The organism is Clostridium mucosae (assembly GCF_024622765.1).
Taxonomy (GTDB): domain Bacteria; phylum Bacillota; class Clostridia; order Clostridiales; family Clostridiaceae; genus Clostridium.
This window is the reverse complement of record NZ_JANKAF010000014.1, coordinates 46,014-62,626: the sequence shown is the minus strand read 5'-3', so window position 1 is coordinate 62,626 and position 16,613 is coordinate 46,014. Positions and strand designations below refer to the sequence as shown.

Here is a 16,613-nt window from a genome sequence, read left to right as displayed (position 1 = left end):
AATATAAAGGATAAAATATAAACATAATAAATAAAATTTATGGGGGTGAAAAAGATGCCAGAATTTAAGATTGAATCAAAATTTAAGCCAACTGGAGATCAGCCACAAGCTATAGAAAGTATAGTAAATTCAATAAAAAGGGGAGAGAGGGGTCAGACTTTATTAGGGGTAACTGGATCAGGTAAAACATATACAATGGCTAATATAATACAAAGAGTTCAAAAGCCAACAATTATTCTAGCTCACAATAAAACATTAGCAGCTCAATTGTGCTCTGAATTTAAAGAATTTTTTCCTAATAATATTGTAGAATACTTTGTGTCATACTATGACTACTATCAACCCGAAGCTTATGTACCACAAACTGATACATTTATAGAAAAGGATGCATCTATAAATGATGAAATAGATAAGCTTCGACATTCAGCTACATCAGCTTTATTAGAAAGAAGAGATGTAATAATAGTTGCGTCTGTGTCCTGTATATATGGTTTAGGTAATCCAGAAGAATACAAAAAGCTAACTATTTCTTTAAGAACAGGAATGGAAAGAGATAGAGATGAGATAATGAGAAAGCTTATAGAGATACAATATGAAAGAAATGATATAGATTTTGCAAGAGGAAGCTTTAGAGTTAGAGGAGATTCCTTAGATATAATTCCTGCATCATCTTCTAACAAAGGAATTAGAGTAGAGTTTTTTGGAGATGAAATTGAAAGAATTAGGGAGTTTGATGTTTTAACTGGAAACATATTAGGAGAAAGAAATCATGTCTCAATTTCTCCGGCATCTCACTTTGCTACTTCTCCAGAAGTTTTAGAAAAAGCTATAAGTAGAATTGAAGATGAATTAGAAGATAGATTAAGAGAACTTAATAGTCAGGAAAAATTATTAGAAGCTCAAAGGTTAAGACAAAGAACTAATTATGATATAGAAATGATCAGAGAAATGGGATATTGTAGTGGAATAGAAAACTATTCAAGAATACTAGATGGTAGGGCTGCGGGAACTCCACCTCAGACACTACTTGATTATTTTCCTGATGATTATTTGATGTTTATAGATGAGAGTCATGTTACTTTACCACAATGTAGAGCGATGTATGCAGGTGATAGATCTAGGAAGGATACATTGGTTGAATATGGATTTAGATTGCCATGTGCATATGATAACAGACCATTAAAATTTACAGAATTTGAAGATAAAATGAATCAAGTGGTTTTTGTGAGTGCAACTCCAAGTCAATATGAAATAGATCATTCAACTAATATAGCAGAGCAAGTCATAAGACCGACAGGATTAATAGATCCAGTTATAGAAATAAGACCAGTGGAAGGTCAAATAGATGATTTATATGCTGAGATTAAGAGGACTACAGAAAAGGGATTTAGAACTCTTATAACAACTCTAACAAAAAGAATGGCAGAGGATTTAACTAAATATTTAAAAGATTTAGGTATAAAAACTACATACATGCATTCAGATATTGAAACAATAGAAAGAATGAAAATTATAAGAGATCTGAGACTTGGAGAATTTGATGTATTAGTTGGGATAAATCTTTTAAGAGAGGGATTAGATATTCCTGAAGTTGCATTAGTAGCAATATTAGATGCTGATAAAGAAGGTTTCTTACGTTCAGAAACTTCATTAATTCAAACGATAGGTAGAGCTGCAAGAAATTCTGAAAGTAAAGTAATAATGTATGCTGATAATATCACTAAATCAATGGATAAAGCCATAAAGGAAACAGAAAGAAGAAGAGAAATACAAATGAAGTATAATGAGGAACATGGAATTATTCCTCAAACTATAATTAAAGATGTTAGAGAAGTTATTGAAGCTACAAAGGTATCAGAAGATAAAGTTGAATATAAGTCTGAGGGTGATAAGAAGGTCTCAGAAAAGGATAAGAAGAAATTAATCAAGAAATATACTGAAGAAATGATGGAAGCAGCTAAGAACTTACAGTTTGAAAGAGCTGCAGAATTGCGTGACATAATTAATGATTTAAAAGGTAAAAAGTAAAAGTATTTATCATGTGAATTGTTAAATTTAGTAATAGAAGGATATAAATATTATACGACAGTGACTTGGATTAGCTCCAAGTCACTGTCGTATAATATTTTTATAGCCTTATTTTTATTGTTACTTGGAAGAATATATGGGATACTAGTTGATTTTTTTAGAATCACTTTTATCAAAAGATTTATGAACTGTACTTCTTGCTATGCCCAAAATGGTACACATAGTCTTAATATTGTGGTTTATTTTATTACAATCCATATATTTTATTATTTAATCTAGTTTTTTGTTGCAAATTTTCCTAAGCTAATCCCAGCCTTAAATAACTCTACTATAATATCTTTATATTCTTAATCAAACCTTCTACCTTTATTCATAGTGGATATATCCTTTCTTAACTAATTATTATTTTACTTAGTTCTAATAATTGTGACCATTACTTTATACTAACATTAATAGGAAAAATAAGACCATTTTTATCGATAAAAATGGAGAAATTTATATATATGTTTTTACTTATATATAATATAAAAAAAGAGTATTTAACTAATTAGTATAATGTATGTATAATAATTATTGCTTAGCAAATGAGAGTTTTACTTATAAGTAGAAGATAAGATAAATAACAAAATTTTTATGTGAATTATATTAATTAATTTTGAGCAACCTAGGAATAACATAGTAATTATTTTATAGTATACAAATATGTTGCGGCAAGAAAAAATTTGAAAGGTAAGGAAGGATAAAGATGACACAAAACAAAAAAAACTTAAATAATAAAAGATATTTTATTGTATTTATTTGCTTTTTAATTCAAGCAATACCATATTGTATATCACAAAACTTGCAAGCTCAAATGCAAGTTCCAGTATCAGAATCAGGAATTATTTCTGAAATAGGATTTACAATGCTATATTTCTCAGGAACAATACCGGTTTTATTTAACCCTTTATTAGCAAAACTATATGATAAGTTTAAAATTAAATATATTTATGTAGCAGGTTTAATTATTGCTGGTTTATCTTTTGCATCTTACGGACTTGCACAAAATGCATTTATGTTTAATGCAAGTGCATTCGTAACTCAAGTTGGTACATTATTATTTACTGGATTATCATTACCTATTATGATGAGTCATTGGTTCCCAGGAAACGGTAGAGGTACTGCACTAGGAATAGCTTTAGCTGGGGGATCAATCGGTAATGTATTCCTACAACAAATTGTTGTTAAGTTCCTTGGAGATTATGGTTGGCAAAAAACTTATATGATCTTAGGTGCACTACTTATGATAGTAGGTATTCCTTTAGCGCTATTATTTATAAGATACCCTAAAGAAAATGAAATTGTAAGAGAAGAAGCTTCTACTACTAATTCAAAAGCTAAGAGAGTAACTTATGAAGGTTTATCAGATGCAGAAAATATGAAAAATAAATATTTCTGGATATTCTGTGTAGGTGCATTATTTATATGTTTTGCAGCAGTTACTTTAGCAACACAAGCTATACCAGTTTTAACTACTAAAGGATTCTCAGCTTCACAAGTAGCAATGGCTGGATCTGCATATGGAGTTGCTTGCTTAATTGGTAATGTTGGTGGAGGAAAATTATTTGATAAATTAGGTTCATTTAAGCCAATGATGATATCATGTGTAGGGGTATCACTAGGATTATTAGTAATAATTTTCATGCCAGAAGCTAGTGCATTAGGATACTTAGTACCTATATTCTCAGGATTAACAGTATTTACAATAACATCAGGTCCAGCATATATGCCTGCTGATGTATTTGGACATAGAGATGGTACACAAAAATTTGCTAAAGTAGGTATGTTCTATGCTTTAGGTAGTTCTATATCACCATTATTATTTACAGTAGCATCTACTAACTTAGGAGTATCAACAGCATCTATAATATTCTTAGCTGTGGGATTAGTAGGATATGCTTTAAATGGATATGCTATTATCAAATCTAAACAAATGTTTAGTAATACAAAATAAATTAAATTTTATTTAATATATGTGTGCATAAATTGATTAGTATAATATTTTGATTATGTTTTAGTAATAACTGAAAAGTAGTGCTTGTAGAAAAAAGAGGAAAAGAGGCAAACAGTATGGAAAAAGTAATATATTATAATGGAACAATTTTAACTGTAAATGATAAAATGCCTATAGTAGGGGCTGTTCTAGTAGAAAATCGACAAGTTAAAAAGGTTGGAACTAAAGATGAAATATTATCATTAAAAGATGATAATACACAATTAGTAGATTTAGAGGGAAAAACTATGTTACCAGGATTTATTGATCCACATGGTCATATTGTTGCAATAGCTCAAACTTTAATGATAACTGATTTAAGTGGAGCAAAATCTAAAGAAGAATTTATTGAAATATTAAAGAAAAAGATGGCTGAAAATCCTCCAAAAGAAGGCGAATGGTTAATTGGATTTGGCTATGATAATACTAAATATGAAAATGAAGAGCATCCAACTAAATTCGATTTAGATAAAATAAGTACTACTACTCCGATATATATAAGCCATGCATCAGGACACATAGCAGTAGTTAACTCAAAGGCTTTAGAGGCTTTTGGATATGTTGGTGAAGATTACGAAGTACCAGAAGGTGGTATAGTTAGAACTATTGAAGGAAGCAAGGAACCAAATGGTATTTTAGAAGAAAATGCTTGTTTAGATCCAGAAAAGAAAAAATGTATTCCAGCACCATCATTTGAGACTCTTATGAATTGTTTAAAAAAAGCACAAGAAATATATGCTTCATTTGGTATAACTACATGTCAAGATGCAAGTGTTGATGAAGGAATGAATCAATTACTACAAGGTGCTGCTCAAGCAGGTGCATTAATAATTGATATTGTTGGTTTTGCAGTTCAACATACTACAATGAAGTTATTAAAAAAAGAAGGCACTCCTAAGAGAAATTATGTAAATCATTATAAATTATTAGGAGGAAAAACTTGGTTGGATGGTTCTCCACAAGGAAAAACTGCTTGGTTAACAAAACCATATTATGAAGTACCAGCAGGAAAAGATGCAGATTACTGTGGATATGGAACTCAAGAAGATGATGTAGTTATAGATTACTTTAAGACTTTAATTGACAACAACATACAAGTGAATGTTCACTGTAATGGTGATGCGGCATCAGATCAATTTATAAGATGCTATAGAAAAGCTTTAGAGTTATCAGGAAATACTACTGACTTAAGACCAGTAATGGTACATTGCCAAACAGTAAGAGAAGATCAATTAGATGAAATGAAAGAACTTGGAATACTTCCAACATTCTTCTTAGATCATATTTATTTCTGGGGAGATTATCACTATGAATCTGTTTTTGGACCTGAAAGAGCTAATAGAATTAGCCCTGCTAAATCAGCTTTAGACAGAGGAATGAATTTTACATTACATCAAGATCCACCAGTAAAAATGCCTAATCAAATGTTAGCAATACATAATGCAGTAAACAGAAAAACTCTAGGTGGTAGAGTCTTAGGAGAAGATTTAAGAATTCCTGTAATGGATGCTATAAAAGCTGTTACAATAAATGGAGCTTATCAATACTTCGAAGAAGATACTAAAGGTTCTATTGAGGAAGGAAAGGTTGCAGACTTTGTAATCTTAGATAGAAACCCATTAGAAGTTAATAAAGAAGAATTAAAAGACATAAAAATATTAGAAACAATAAAAGAAGGTAAAGTAATTTACAAAAATAAATAGATCTGTATATAATAAAAGAAGTTTAATCTATATTAGATGGAACTTCTTTTATTATTTTATAGTATAAGTAAACTGAATGTTATAGCCTTTTATAATTACAATGAGGGATTAGCATTTATTGATTTATATAGTAAAAAAGTTTTAAGGTATTTGGAGTGATAATTAGTGGAATTACTAGAAAATTGTAAATTATGTCCTAGGAATTGTGGTGTAAATAGGTTAAGTGGTAAAAGAGGATTTTGTGGAGCAGGAGATAAAATACGGGTAGCAAGAGCTGCCCTTCATTATTGGGAAGAACCCTGTATATCTGGAGATGTTGGTTCTGGAACTGTGTTTTTTTCTCATTGCACACTAAAATGTGTCTTTTGTCAAAATTATAATATAAGTCAATGCGAATGGGGAAAGGAAATAACTGTAGATAGATTAGCAGAAATATTTATAGAGTTGCAAAACAAAGGTGCTTTAAACATAAATTTAGTTACGCCTACTCATTATGTTCCTCAAATCATTGAAGCTATTAGTATATCTAGAAAAAGTGGTCTAAAGCTCCCTATAATTTATAATAGTAGTGGATATGAAAAAGTTGAAACTATAAAATTATTAAAAGGATATATAGATGTGTACTTACCAGATATGAAATACTTTGATACAAAATATTCAATCAGATATTCTAAGGCTAAGGATTATTTTAAATATGCTAAGGAAGCAATTAATGAAATGGTAAACCAAGTTGGAGAAGCTAAGTTTAATGAAAGAGGAATAATACAAAAAGGTGTAATAGTAAGGCATCTTATGTTGCCAGGATTATTATTTGATTCAAAAAAAATAATAGAACATATTCATAACATGTATGGTAATAAAGTTTATATTAGCATTATGAATCAGTACACACCTCTTGAGCACGTAAAAGCTTACCCAGAGTTAAATAAATCATTAAATGAAAAACATTATGATTCAATGATAGATTATGCACTGAGTATTGGGGTAGAAAATGGATTTATACAAGAAGAAGGAACGGACAAGGAAAGTTTTATTCCATTATTTAATTTTGAAGGAGTTTAGAAAAGAGCAAATGCACTTTTCTAATTTTTTTATATTAAATTTTTAAGAGGACTTTATATTTTTATAATTAATAAGGCATTATTAATGAAAGAAGGAAGAATTAAAAGTGAGAAAAAATTTGATGATGTTTTATTAATCAAACTTAAAAATAAGTATTTTAAACTATACCAATAGATTATTTGCATTAGTGAGCAGAATTAACAAAGCTTTTATAAATAATTTATTATATAATTGACAATAATTATAATAAAATTTAGAATATAATAAAGAACGTTTGTTCGAGGTTAATTTTATAAAAGAAATGAAAAACTAATGTTATAAAATAAGAAGGGGCAAGTTAATATGAAAGATAAAATTATTATAAGAGGTGCAAAGGTACATAATTTAAAAAATGTATCATTGGAAATACCAAGAGATAAATTAATTGTATTTACTGGTCTATCAGGATCAGGGAAGTCTTCTTTAGCATTCGACACTTTATATGCAGAAGGACAAAGAAGATATGTAGAATCATTATCATCATATGCAAGGCAGTTCTTAGGACAGATGGATAAGCCTGATGTAGAGTATATAGAAGGTTTATCTCCAGCAATATCTATAGATCAAAAAACTACAAGTAAAAATCCACGATCAACGGTTGGAACTATAACTGAAATATATGATTATTTAAGGTTATTATATTCAAGGATAGGAAAACCATATTGTCCAAAATGTAAAATTCCAATTGAGCAACAATCTGTTGATCAAATTGTGGATAGTGTAATGTCCATTGGGGATAGAACTAAAATTCAAGTTTTAGCTCCTATGATAAGAGGAAAAAAAGGACTTCATGAAAAGGTGCTAGATAACATTAAAAGAAGCGGATTTGTTAGAGCAAGAATTGATGGGTCTATATATGAATTAGCGGAAGAAGAAGTTACATTAGATAAGAATAAAAAGCATAATATAGAAGCTGTTGTTGATAGAGTAATTATTAAAGATGGTATAGAAGGAAGACTAGCTGATTCGATTGAAACTGCATTAAAATTAGCAGATGGGTTAGTAATTATAAATGTAATAGATGGAGAAGATCTATTATTTAGTGAAAATTTTGCCTGCCCAGAATGTGGAATGAGTATAGATGAACTAGCACCTAGATTGTTTTCATTCAACTCACCTTTTGGTAAATGTGATTACTGTGATGGCTTAGGAACTTTGATAGAATTGGATGAAGATTTAATAATTCCTAATAAAGACTTAAGTATATTAGAAGGTGCCATTGCTACCTGGGGAGAAGGTAGATTAAAAGAAGATTCTTGGACTTATGCAATATTAAAAGCATTAAGTGAAGAATATGATCTAGACTTAAGTAGACCAGTCAAGGAACTTAGCAGAAAAGAATTAGATTTATTACTATATGGTACTAACGGTAAGAAAATGAAAGTTATTTACACCAAAGATGGCGTTAAATCACAATATTCATATGCATATGATGGTGAAATAAATTCATTAAAAAGAAGATATAGAGAGACTAACTCTGATATTATAAAGACTGAAATTGAACAATATATGAGTAATAATAAATGTCCTAAGTGCAAAGGTGCAAGGTTAAAAAATGAAGCGCTAGCAGTTAGAGTTGGTGACAAAAATATTTATGAATTCACAACATTATCAATAAAAGAAGAGTTTGAATATATTAATTCTTTAGTTTTATCTGAAAAAGATGAAATAATAAGTGATCAAATAATTAAAGAAATTAAAAATAGACTTAAGTTTTTAATTGATGTAGGATTAGATTATTTAGACTTAGCAAGAAATTCTGGTACATTATCTGGTGGAGAAGCTCAAAGAATAAGACTTGCAACTCAAATAGGATCTGCACTTATGGGTGTGCTATATATTCTAGATGAACCAAGTATAGGACTACATCAAAGAGATAATGATAGATTGATAGGTACTTTAAAGAACTTAAGAGATATAGGAAATACTGTAATAGTAGTTGAACATGATGAGGATACTATAAAAGAAGCTGATTTTATAGTTGATATAGGACCAAGAGCTGGAGAGCATGGGGGAGAGATAATTGCAGCAGGTACTGTGGAAGATATAAAGAAATGTAAAAACTCTATAACAGGTCAATACTTAATAGGAGAGAAGAAAATCGAAATTCCAAGTGAAAGAAGAACAGGAAATGGAAACTTTATAACTGTTAAAGGTGCTAAAGAAAATAATTTGAAAAATGTAAATGTAAAATTCCCTTTAGGAACACTAACTATGGTAACCGGGGTATCAGGTTCTGGAAAAAGTACGTTAGTTAATGAAATATTATATAAAGGATTAAATAGGTTAGTCAATAGAAGTAAAACTCCTGTAGGAAATCACAAGGAAATAATTGGATATGAAAGTATTGATAAAATAATAGATATAGATCAAAGTCCAATAGGAAGAACTCCAAGGTCAAATCCTGCTACTTACACAGGAGTTTTTGATATAATAAGAGAACTATTTGCATCAACTCCAGAAGCTAAAATGAGGGGATATAAACCAGGAAGATTTAGCTTTAATGTAAAGGGTGGTAGATGTGAAGCTTGTGCTGGAGATGGAATAATAAGAATAGAAATGCAATTTTTATCAGATGTATATGTTCCTTGTGAAGTATGTAAAGGAAAGAGATATAATAGAGAAACTTTAGAAGTTAAATATAAAGGAAAATCAATAGATGATATACTTAATATGACTGTTGAAGAGGCTTTGAAATTCTTCGAAAATCTTCCAAGAATAAAGAATAAGCTAGAAACTTTAAATGATGTTGGGCTTGGATATATAAGGCTTGGGCAACCTTCGACTCAATTATCAGGAGGAGAAGCTCAAAGAATAAAATTAGCATTTGAACTTTCAAAGAGAAGTACTGGTAAAACATTATATATTTTAGATGAACCAACAACAGGGCTTCATATAGATGATGTAAGTAAACTTGTTGAGATACTACAAAGGCTTGTTGAGGCAGGCAATACAGTTGTAGTTATAGAGCATAATTTGGATTTAATAAAGTGCGCAGATCATATAATAGATCTAGGTCCAGAAGGTGGAGATAAAGGTGGAACTATAGTTGCAACAGGGACTCCAGAAGAAGTGAGTGAAGCAAATAATTCATATACTGGGAAATATCTTAAAAAGATGTTAAGATAAGTTAAGTATACTTGTTATTTTTGACTAGAAGTTTTAATATATAATGGTAATAAAATACTGATTTTGAGGTGAAGAGATGGGTTTTTCAAAGCTAATGACATTAGTTTTTGGTGTAGCATTTATGATAATACTTTATTTTATAATTTATTATGCACTAAAAATAATGTACAAGGATGTAAAAGGCAGTGGAAGAAGAAAGCAACCTTCTGCTAAAAAGAATTATGGCATAGAAGTATTGAGCACAGGTGAGAACTCAAACCTAGAAGAAGGATCTATTTTATTGTTAAGAGGAACTATAACTATAGGTAGAAAAGAAGGAAATACAATAAAATTAGATGATCAATATGCTTCTGGAAATCATGCGAAAATCATAGTTAAAAATAATGAGATAGTAATAGAAGATTTAAATAGTACTAATGGCGTTTTTATAAATGATGAAAGAGTTAACGGATATTCAAAGATAAGAGCTAACGATCTTATAAGAATAGGTAGCGCTACATTTAAGGTTATAAGAGCAGATAAGAGCTAGAGGTGAGTTTATGAATAGTGCATTAAAGTTAGAAAAAAGAGTTCTGAAATTAATTTATTTACTATGCTTACTTCTGTTTACTAATTTAGCCTTACTAAAAAAACCATTTGATACTAAAGCATTAATTATAGGTATTATTTTGTGCATAATAATAGGATTTTCACACTATCTAGTGAGACGGTTTTATCCTGATGGGGATAAGTTTATGCTTATATTTTCAAGTATATTAGCTGTAGTTGGAATAGCAGTACTATATAGATTGGAACCTAGTTTTGCTATAAAACAATTAATATGGGCAGTACTTGGAATGATATCATATATAGTCATAGTTGTAGCATTACCAGATTTAAAAAGTTTTGCTAAGTATAAAAAAATATATATGATTATTACTTTAATATTTATGCCCATGGGATTGATATATGGGCTTATATTTAATGTAGAAACATATGGAGCTATGAATTGGGTTTATATAGGACCATTTGGATTCCAGCCATCTGAATTTGGGAAAATAGCACTAGTTTTATACTTAGCGTCTTCGCTTATGACATATGAAAGCAAAAATGTAATTAAAGAAGATTTTAAACAACTAATAGAGCCTGCTGTTGTTGTTATGTATTCATTAGTTTGCATGGTGCTTCAAACTGATTTAGGATCAACTTTAATATTTTTTGGTATATCTGTAACTATGCTATATATAGCAACTTCAAAGAAAAAATATGTTTTTACATGTTTAGGGCTTTCTGCAATAGGAGCAGTAGGAGCTTATGGAGTTTTTGGACACGTACAAAGAAGAGTGAAAATTTGGCTTGATCCATGGAAGTATGCAAGCAATGAAGGATATCAAATAGTTCAAGGTCTATATGCTATAGCATCAGGTGGATTATTTGGAGTAGGGTTAGGGAATGGATATCCTGACTTAATATTCGCAAGCGAGAGTGATTTCATATTTGCTGTCATTTGTGAAGAATTTGGAATGATATTTGCAGTAGGATTAATGATAATATATTTCTTATTGTTTTATAGAGGAATAAGAATAGCATTTTTAACTAATGATAAATTCAGCCAGTTAGCCGCTGTTGGATTTAGTACAATGATAGCTTGCCAAACTTTAGTTATAATAGGTGGAATATTTACTGTTATACCACTTACAGGTATAACTCTGCCACTGATAAGTTATGGCGGTAGTTCTATGTTGACAATGTTCTTTGCATTAGGTATATTGCAAAAGATATCAGAGGAATATTAAAATATAGGACTAGTTGTAAAATTAAATTGAAGTAAAAAAAATCCATAGTGATTTTTCGTGTTAAAATTGAATTTGCAGAAACAATTCACGAAAGGAAATCACTATGGACACTAAAGAGAATATCACAAATACAAAGAAAAATAAACACTTAAGTTTACAAGAAAGGTGTTTTATCGAAATAAGATTAAAAGAAGGTTGGAGTGCTTATAAAATCTCTAAAAGTATTAACAGAACAATAAATACAGTGCTTAATGAAATTAAGCGTGGATCAGTAAAGCAAATAAAAAATGGAGTAGAGATTACAAGATACTTTGCAGAAGTAGGTGAAAGAGTATATTATCAAAATCGTGAAAATTGCAAGGGTAAATATAAACTTCTAAAATGCTCTAAATTTATAGATTATGTAACAAATAAAGTATTAAAAGATAATTGGTCATTAGATGCTTGTACCGGCGAAGCTTTAGCTTCTGCTCGTTTTAATAGGGATGAAATGGTCTGTACAAAAACACTTTACAACTATATAGACCTAGGATTTATAAAGATTAGTAATAGTGATTTGCCTATGAAGTTAAGAATTAATAAGCATAAAAACATTGTTAGAGTTAATAGAAGAAAGCTTGGCAGAAGTATTGAGGAAAGAGATAAGACAATAGAGACAAGAGAAGAATTTGGCCACTGGGAGATAGATACTGTGGAAGGACTAAAAAATAAAAAAGATAATGTTCTTTTAACTTTAGTAGAAAGAAAGACACTAAATTCAATCCACAGGAAGATAGCTGCTAAGACAGCTGATGCGGTAGATGAAGCATTAAAAAGTATAAAAGATGAATTTGGTAGTAAATTTAGTGAAGTATTTAAAACAATAACTTCAGATAATGGATCTGAGTTTTCAAACCTTAGTAATATAGAAAATGATTGTTCTACTAAGGTATATTTTACGCACCCTTATTCATCTTTTGAAAAAGGGTGCAATGAGAGACATAATGGGCTAATAAGAAGATTTATTCCAAAAGGAAAAGCTATATTCCAATATACTATCGATGAGATATCTCGTATTGAAGATTGGATTAATACTCTTCCTAGAAGAAAGTTAAATTATAAGACAGCAGAAGCTATCTTTGATCAATATCTAGATGCTATTTATTCAATTTAACAAAAATAGTTCAATTTGATATTGCAATTTAGATTCTTTATCTATATATATTTTTTCTCATATGGAATTTTTTAGATGATAATCAGTAATCTCTTATATACTCACTTCTCAATCTTTTATCTTCAAATTTTACAAAGATCAAGATAGTCACACTAGTATTTGTATTTTATATAATCTTATTGTATATTTATTTTAAATTGTGTTATAATAATTAGTAAGGAAAGGTCAAGTGCTACATTTGACCTATGGATTATGATATGTTAAAGATTAAAGTAGCTTAACTTTGCGAGTGTGAGCTACTTTTTTCTTTTTGTATCTTTATCTTCAGTTACAGATAATTCAGCTGTAACCCCATCTATACTTCTATCAACTTTCGTTGAAAACTTCTTTCTAAATATAATCGCAACTATAGCAACTATAGTTATGCATAGTACAATTAAAGCTTGTATAAAATCTGACATAGATATCACCTTCTTCCCATCATTGAAATTGCCATAGGACAACCAGTAACACTCGACCTAAGGGAAGAAGGATAACTTACCATAAGTTTCCTTACTTAATTATTATACCATAATTGGTATAATCCAAGCTATATTAACTTTTAAACTTTCTGTTTCTATTGTTTTAGCATTAAAGATATGCAGATATTCAGTCATTTATTTAACCATATAATATTATTTAAAATATTAAAATTAGTAACTGCACTTGTTATATTTGTATATATATTTTAAATATTTTCTAACATAATTTCACTATAGGTTGTTGTAGGATCTTTTACTTCCTTATCTTTAAGCATTTGTGGAAAGTAAGAGCTATCTGAAGGAAGTATCACTTTATCATAAGTTATATAAGCTACTACAGTTTGCACTGTAAGTTTATCTAAATTGTCACTATTCCAAGTATCAATAGCAATAAGGCCTAGATAATTATGACTAGTAAATTTAAAATCATTAAATGACTGCTCAACATATTTTCTAGCTTCATTGTTATCTATACAAGAAACTATTCTATTCGTTGTTCCATATGATAGTTTAATAATTTTAACATATATTCTTTAGATGATATGTATTTATCGACATAGGATATTTCCATTCCAAATACAGCAGAATATCTCTCTGAGAAAACTTCAGCTTTTAATTTTCCTACATCACTTTCTAAAAACTTTTGTGTTTTTAAATTTTTTTCTTATACTCTATCTCCATCAACTAATATGACTTTATGTTTCATATTATAAGCTTTATTGGTATATATTGGTTGGTTAAAAATGAAGTAAGATGAGAATCAGTCCAACCTATACCTACTATTACTATATTATAAGATGAATTTTTTTTAGTTCTATCATCATATTACTTCCTTATAGTGGTAGCATCCATGGCTGTCAACCTAAGAAGTCTTATTTTCTAAGTTATTATCTAAATAAGTCTTAGATAAACGGTTTAATAAATATTCAGTTGAGTTTATGAAAGAAATATTTATTAAATTTTTATATGCTCGAAATAATACTTTAACTAGATTAGAAAGCACTTTAATAGAGTCATAATAAATGATTCTACGAGTTTTATTTTGCTTAAGATGAATAAAACTTATAAAAATAAAGTTGAAGAAGTAACTAGATTTAAAGAAACTTTAGAAAAAAGTGAATTAGAGATTAATAATAAGAACTCAATGATTCTAAAATTAAAAGAAGAAAATGAAAAGCTAAAATCTAAATTAGAAACAAGAGATAGAGTTACTAAAAAAAGTAGCTATAAAGGGAACGTATAAGAGAATGATAATACTTAATAGGAATATTATGAGGCAATACATAAATGAAACTTACAAATAATAGAATAGAAGTATGTAATTTTAAAATAATGATATAATTTAATAGAATTTTGATTTACAAATTATCCATATGAGGTTTACTCTAAAAAGGACACTTTTTAATTAAAAATTGTCCTTTTGTGATATAATGAAAAAGTAAATCAATATTTAAATTTAAATAAAGAAAAGGAGTTAACTTTATGGAAAAAGAGATACTTGAAATTTTAAAGTCTATGCAACAAGATATTAAAGGGTTAAAAGATGGTCAAGAAAAAATTGTTGAGAGATTAGATGAGCTTGAAGTAAGCCAAAATAGAATTGAAAAGAAACTTGATGGAGTTGTAGAACAGACAGCAAATCTATTAGGATTTAGAACAACTATAAAACAAAACTTAATGAATTAAAAGATGTTGAAGAAGTGACTAAAGTTAATTGTTATGATATTGCAAAATTAAAAGCAATTAAATAGATTGGAAAAGGTAGTATTTCGTAACTAGCATTACAAAATACTACTTTTTTTTATTTGTTTAGATATATTAAAAAAAGAAGGTAATTTTTTTATATATCATGTTTTACAAGTGGCTTAAATACTTAAAACTTTACTTGTTCGTGAAAATCAAATTTAGCGAAATTATTAATAGTATAGTATGAAAATATTGCTAAATACAGAAAAAAGGGATATCTTTAGTATACTTTTACTTGCTAAAGATATCCCTTTTTATTGGTGCGCCCTCAAGGACTTGAACCTCGGACTCCCTAGTAAAAAGCTAGGTACTCTTTCTCTGAGTTAAGGGCGCATAACGTATATTATAATATTATAGGATAGTAAAAAAGTCAATACTTTAAAGCTGAAAGAGGAAGTTTTATAAAGATTATATTAAAGTCTTAAATAAATCTCATAGAGATAAAATTAAATATTTTAGTGGATAAAAATATAAGTCTGATATAGAAAAACTTAAGGAAGAGCTTAAAACAAAGAGGAATTAATGAAATTTAAATATTATAATTAAAAAGAAAAATATATTTTAATAATTCAAAATATAATAAAGATATGTTAAAATATAGTATATTATAGGTATTAAGGAGTATAATTTTATGAAAATAGAATTTCAGAATACAATTAATGAATATATAGAACTTCAATTGTATTTGAAGAAAAATGATAAAAAGCAAAAACTCTTTTTTATATTTTTAAAGTACTCTTTTATATTATTTTGTATAATGGAAGCTGTTAAATACTTCAGTACGCATAGCGATTTATCTAGATATATACTATTGATATTTTTATATGTATTATATTTTTATGGATTATAATAGTTCCGAAGTTAATTTATAATGCTACTAAAAAAGGCATTAATATTATGATAAATAAGAATAAGAGTCTATTAGAAAAGAGAATAATGAGTGTGCTTGAAAATAAAATTATAATATCTGATATTAAAGACAATACTATAATTGAATTTAATGTAGATAATATTTATAAGGCTATTAAAATTAGGAATAGTCTATATATTTTTGAAGATGAACTTAAAGTATATGCAATTATTCCATTAGATGTATTTGAGAAGGAATCAGATAAGGATAGATTAGTAAATTTATTAGAAGTAAAGAAATAATAGAATTCAAATTAAATAAATATAGTAAGAAAGATATAGGATAGTTATTATACTAATTATCCTATATCTTTTTTAGTTGGCTATCGCTGTAAGATAATAAGGAGTTAAAAGACTTAATCCAATAGATCAAGCATAAAAAGTAGCCCCAATAATAGTAATAGCTATTTTCTAAATGTTATTGTAATTATTTCTTGTGAATTAATAGGGGCAGAGGAAGTTATTTCTGTTGGAATAGTAACAGTTTTAAATTCTGGAGCAATCTTTTTAAAAACT

General features: G+C 28.4%; 13 protein-coding genes, 1 tRNA gene and 1 pseudogene. 12 read left to right on the top strand and 3 right to left on the bottom strand.

What is annotated here, in order from left to right; translation table 11 throughout:
- Nucleotides 1-54 precede the first annotated feature (54 nt).
- The 8 genes from uvrB to NSA50_RS14455 all read left to right on the top strand — a co-directional run bounded on the left by uvrB (nt 55) and on the right by NSA50_RS14455 (nt 12,921).
- A complete protein-coding gene (gene uvrB / locus NSA50_RS14490; RefSeq protein ID WP_257446125.1) occupies nt 55-2,028 on the top strand; it encodes an excinuclease ABC subunit UvrB in 1,974 nt (657 codons plus the stop codon).
- Nucleotides 2,029-2,773: 745 nt separating this feature from the next.
- A complete protein-coding gene (locus tag NSA50_RS14485; RefSeq protein ID WP_257446122.1) occupies nt 2,774-4,021 on the top strand; it encodes an MFS transporter in 1,248 nt (415 codons plus the stop codon).
- 116 nt (nt 4,022-4,137) lie between these two features.
- Complete coding sequence (locus NSA50_RS14480) at nt 4,138-5,763, top strand: amidohydrolase (RefSeq protein ID WP_257446120.1); 1,626 nt, start codon at nt 4,138-4,140, stop codon at nt 5,761-5,763.
- Nucleotides 5,764-5,928: 165 nt separating this feature from the next.
- Nucleotides 5,929-6,825, top strand: coding sequence for a radical SAM protein (locus NSA50_RS14475; protein WP_257446117.1), 897 nt, complete (start codon nt 5,929-5,931; stop codon nt 6,823-6,825).
- Nucleotides 6,826-7,167: 342 nt separating this feature from the next.
- Nucleotides 7,168-9,993 carry an excinuclease ABC subunit UvrA gene (uvrA, locus tag NSA50_RS14470; RefSeq protein ID WP_257446114.1) on the top strand — a complete coding sequence of 942 codons (2,826 nt, stop codon included), beginning with the start codon at nt 7,168-7,170 and terminating at the stop codon, nt 9,991-9,993.
- A 76-nt stretch (nt 9,994-10,069) separates the two neighbouring features.
- Nucleotides 10,070-10,522 carry an FHA domain-containing protein gene (locus NSA50_RS14465; protein WP_257446111.1) on the top strand — a complete coding sequence of 151 codons (453 nt, stop codon included), beginning with the start codon at nt 10,070-10,072 and terminating at the stop codon, nt 10,520-10,522.
- A 10-nt stretch (nt 10,523-10,532) separates the two neighbouring features.
- Entirely contained in the window at nt 10,533-11,768 is a 1,236-nt protein-coding gene (locus tag NSA50_RS14460; RefSeq protein ID WP_195264431.1) for an FtsW/RodA/SpoVE family cell cycle protein, read from the top strand.
- 103 nt (nt 11,769-11,871) lie between these two features.
- Nucleotides 11,872-12,921 carry an IS30 family transposase gene (locus tag NSA50_RS14455; protein ID WP_257446107.1) on the top strand — a complete coding sequence of 350 codons (1,050 nt, stop codon included), beginning with the start codon at nt 11,872-11,874 and terminating at the stop codon, nt 12,919-12,921.
- A gap of 296 nt (nt 12,922-13,217) precedes the next feature.
- On the opposite strand, the gene NSA50_RS14450 is transcribed toward NSA50_RS14455, so the two are convergent.
- Both NSA50_RS14450 and NSA50_RS14445 read right to left on the bottom strand, forming a co-directional pair.
- Nucleotides 13,218-13,382: a hypothetical protein gene (locus NSA50_RS14450; protein ID WP_257446105.1), complete on the bottom strand. Its 165-nt coding sequence runs from the start codon at nt 13,380-13,382 to the stop codon at nt 13,218-13,220.
- A gap of 266 nt (nt 13,383-13,648) precedes the next feature.
- Complete coding sequence (locus NSA50_RS14445) at nt 13,649-13,789, bottom strand: hypothetical protein (RefSeq protein WP_257446102.1); 141 nt, start codon at nt 13,787-13,789, stop codon at nt 13,649-13,651.
- A gap of 519 nt (nt 13,790-14,308) precedes the next feature.
- On the opposite strand from NSA50_RS14445, the pseudogene NSA50_RS14440 reads away from it, so the two are divergent.
- The 3 genes and pseudogenes from NSA50_RS14440 to NSA50_RS14430 all read left to right on the top strand — a co-directional run.
- Nucleotides 14,309-14,493: pseudogene (locus NSA50_RS14440) on the top strand (IS4 family transposase); the annotation flags it as partial.
- A complete protein-coding gene (locus tag NSA50_RS14435; RefSeq protein ID WP_257446099.1) occupies nt 14,494-14,685 on the top strand; it encodes a hypothetical protein in 192 nt (63 codons plus the stop codon). It begins immediately after the preceding pseudogene.
- A gap of 239 nt (nt 14,686-14,924) precedes the next feature.
- On the top strand, nt 14,925-15,128 hold the full coding sequence (locus NSA50_RS14430) for a hypothetical protein (protein WP_257446095.1): 204 nt from the start codon (nt 14,925-14,927) through the stop codon (nt 15,126-15,128).
- 318 nt (nt 15,129-15,446) lie between these two features.
- On the opposite strand, the gene NSA50_RS14425 is transcribed toward NSA50_RS14430, so the two are convergent.
- Nucleotides 15,447-15,521 (bottom strand) — tRNA-Lys (locus tag NSA50_RS14425).
- Between the two features lie 564 nt (nt 15,522-16,085).
- Between NSA50_RS14425 and NSA50_RS14420 the strand changes: the two genes are divergently transcribed.
- Complete coding sequence (locus NSA50_RS14420) at nt 16,086-16,340, top strand: hypothetical protein (protein WP_257446092.1); 255 nt, start codon at nt 16,086-16,088, stop codon at nt 16,338-16,340.
- Nucleotides 16,341-16,613 lie beyond the last annotated feature (273 nt).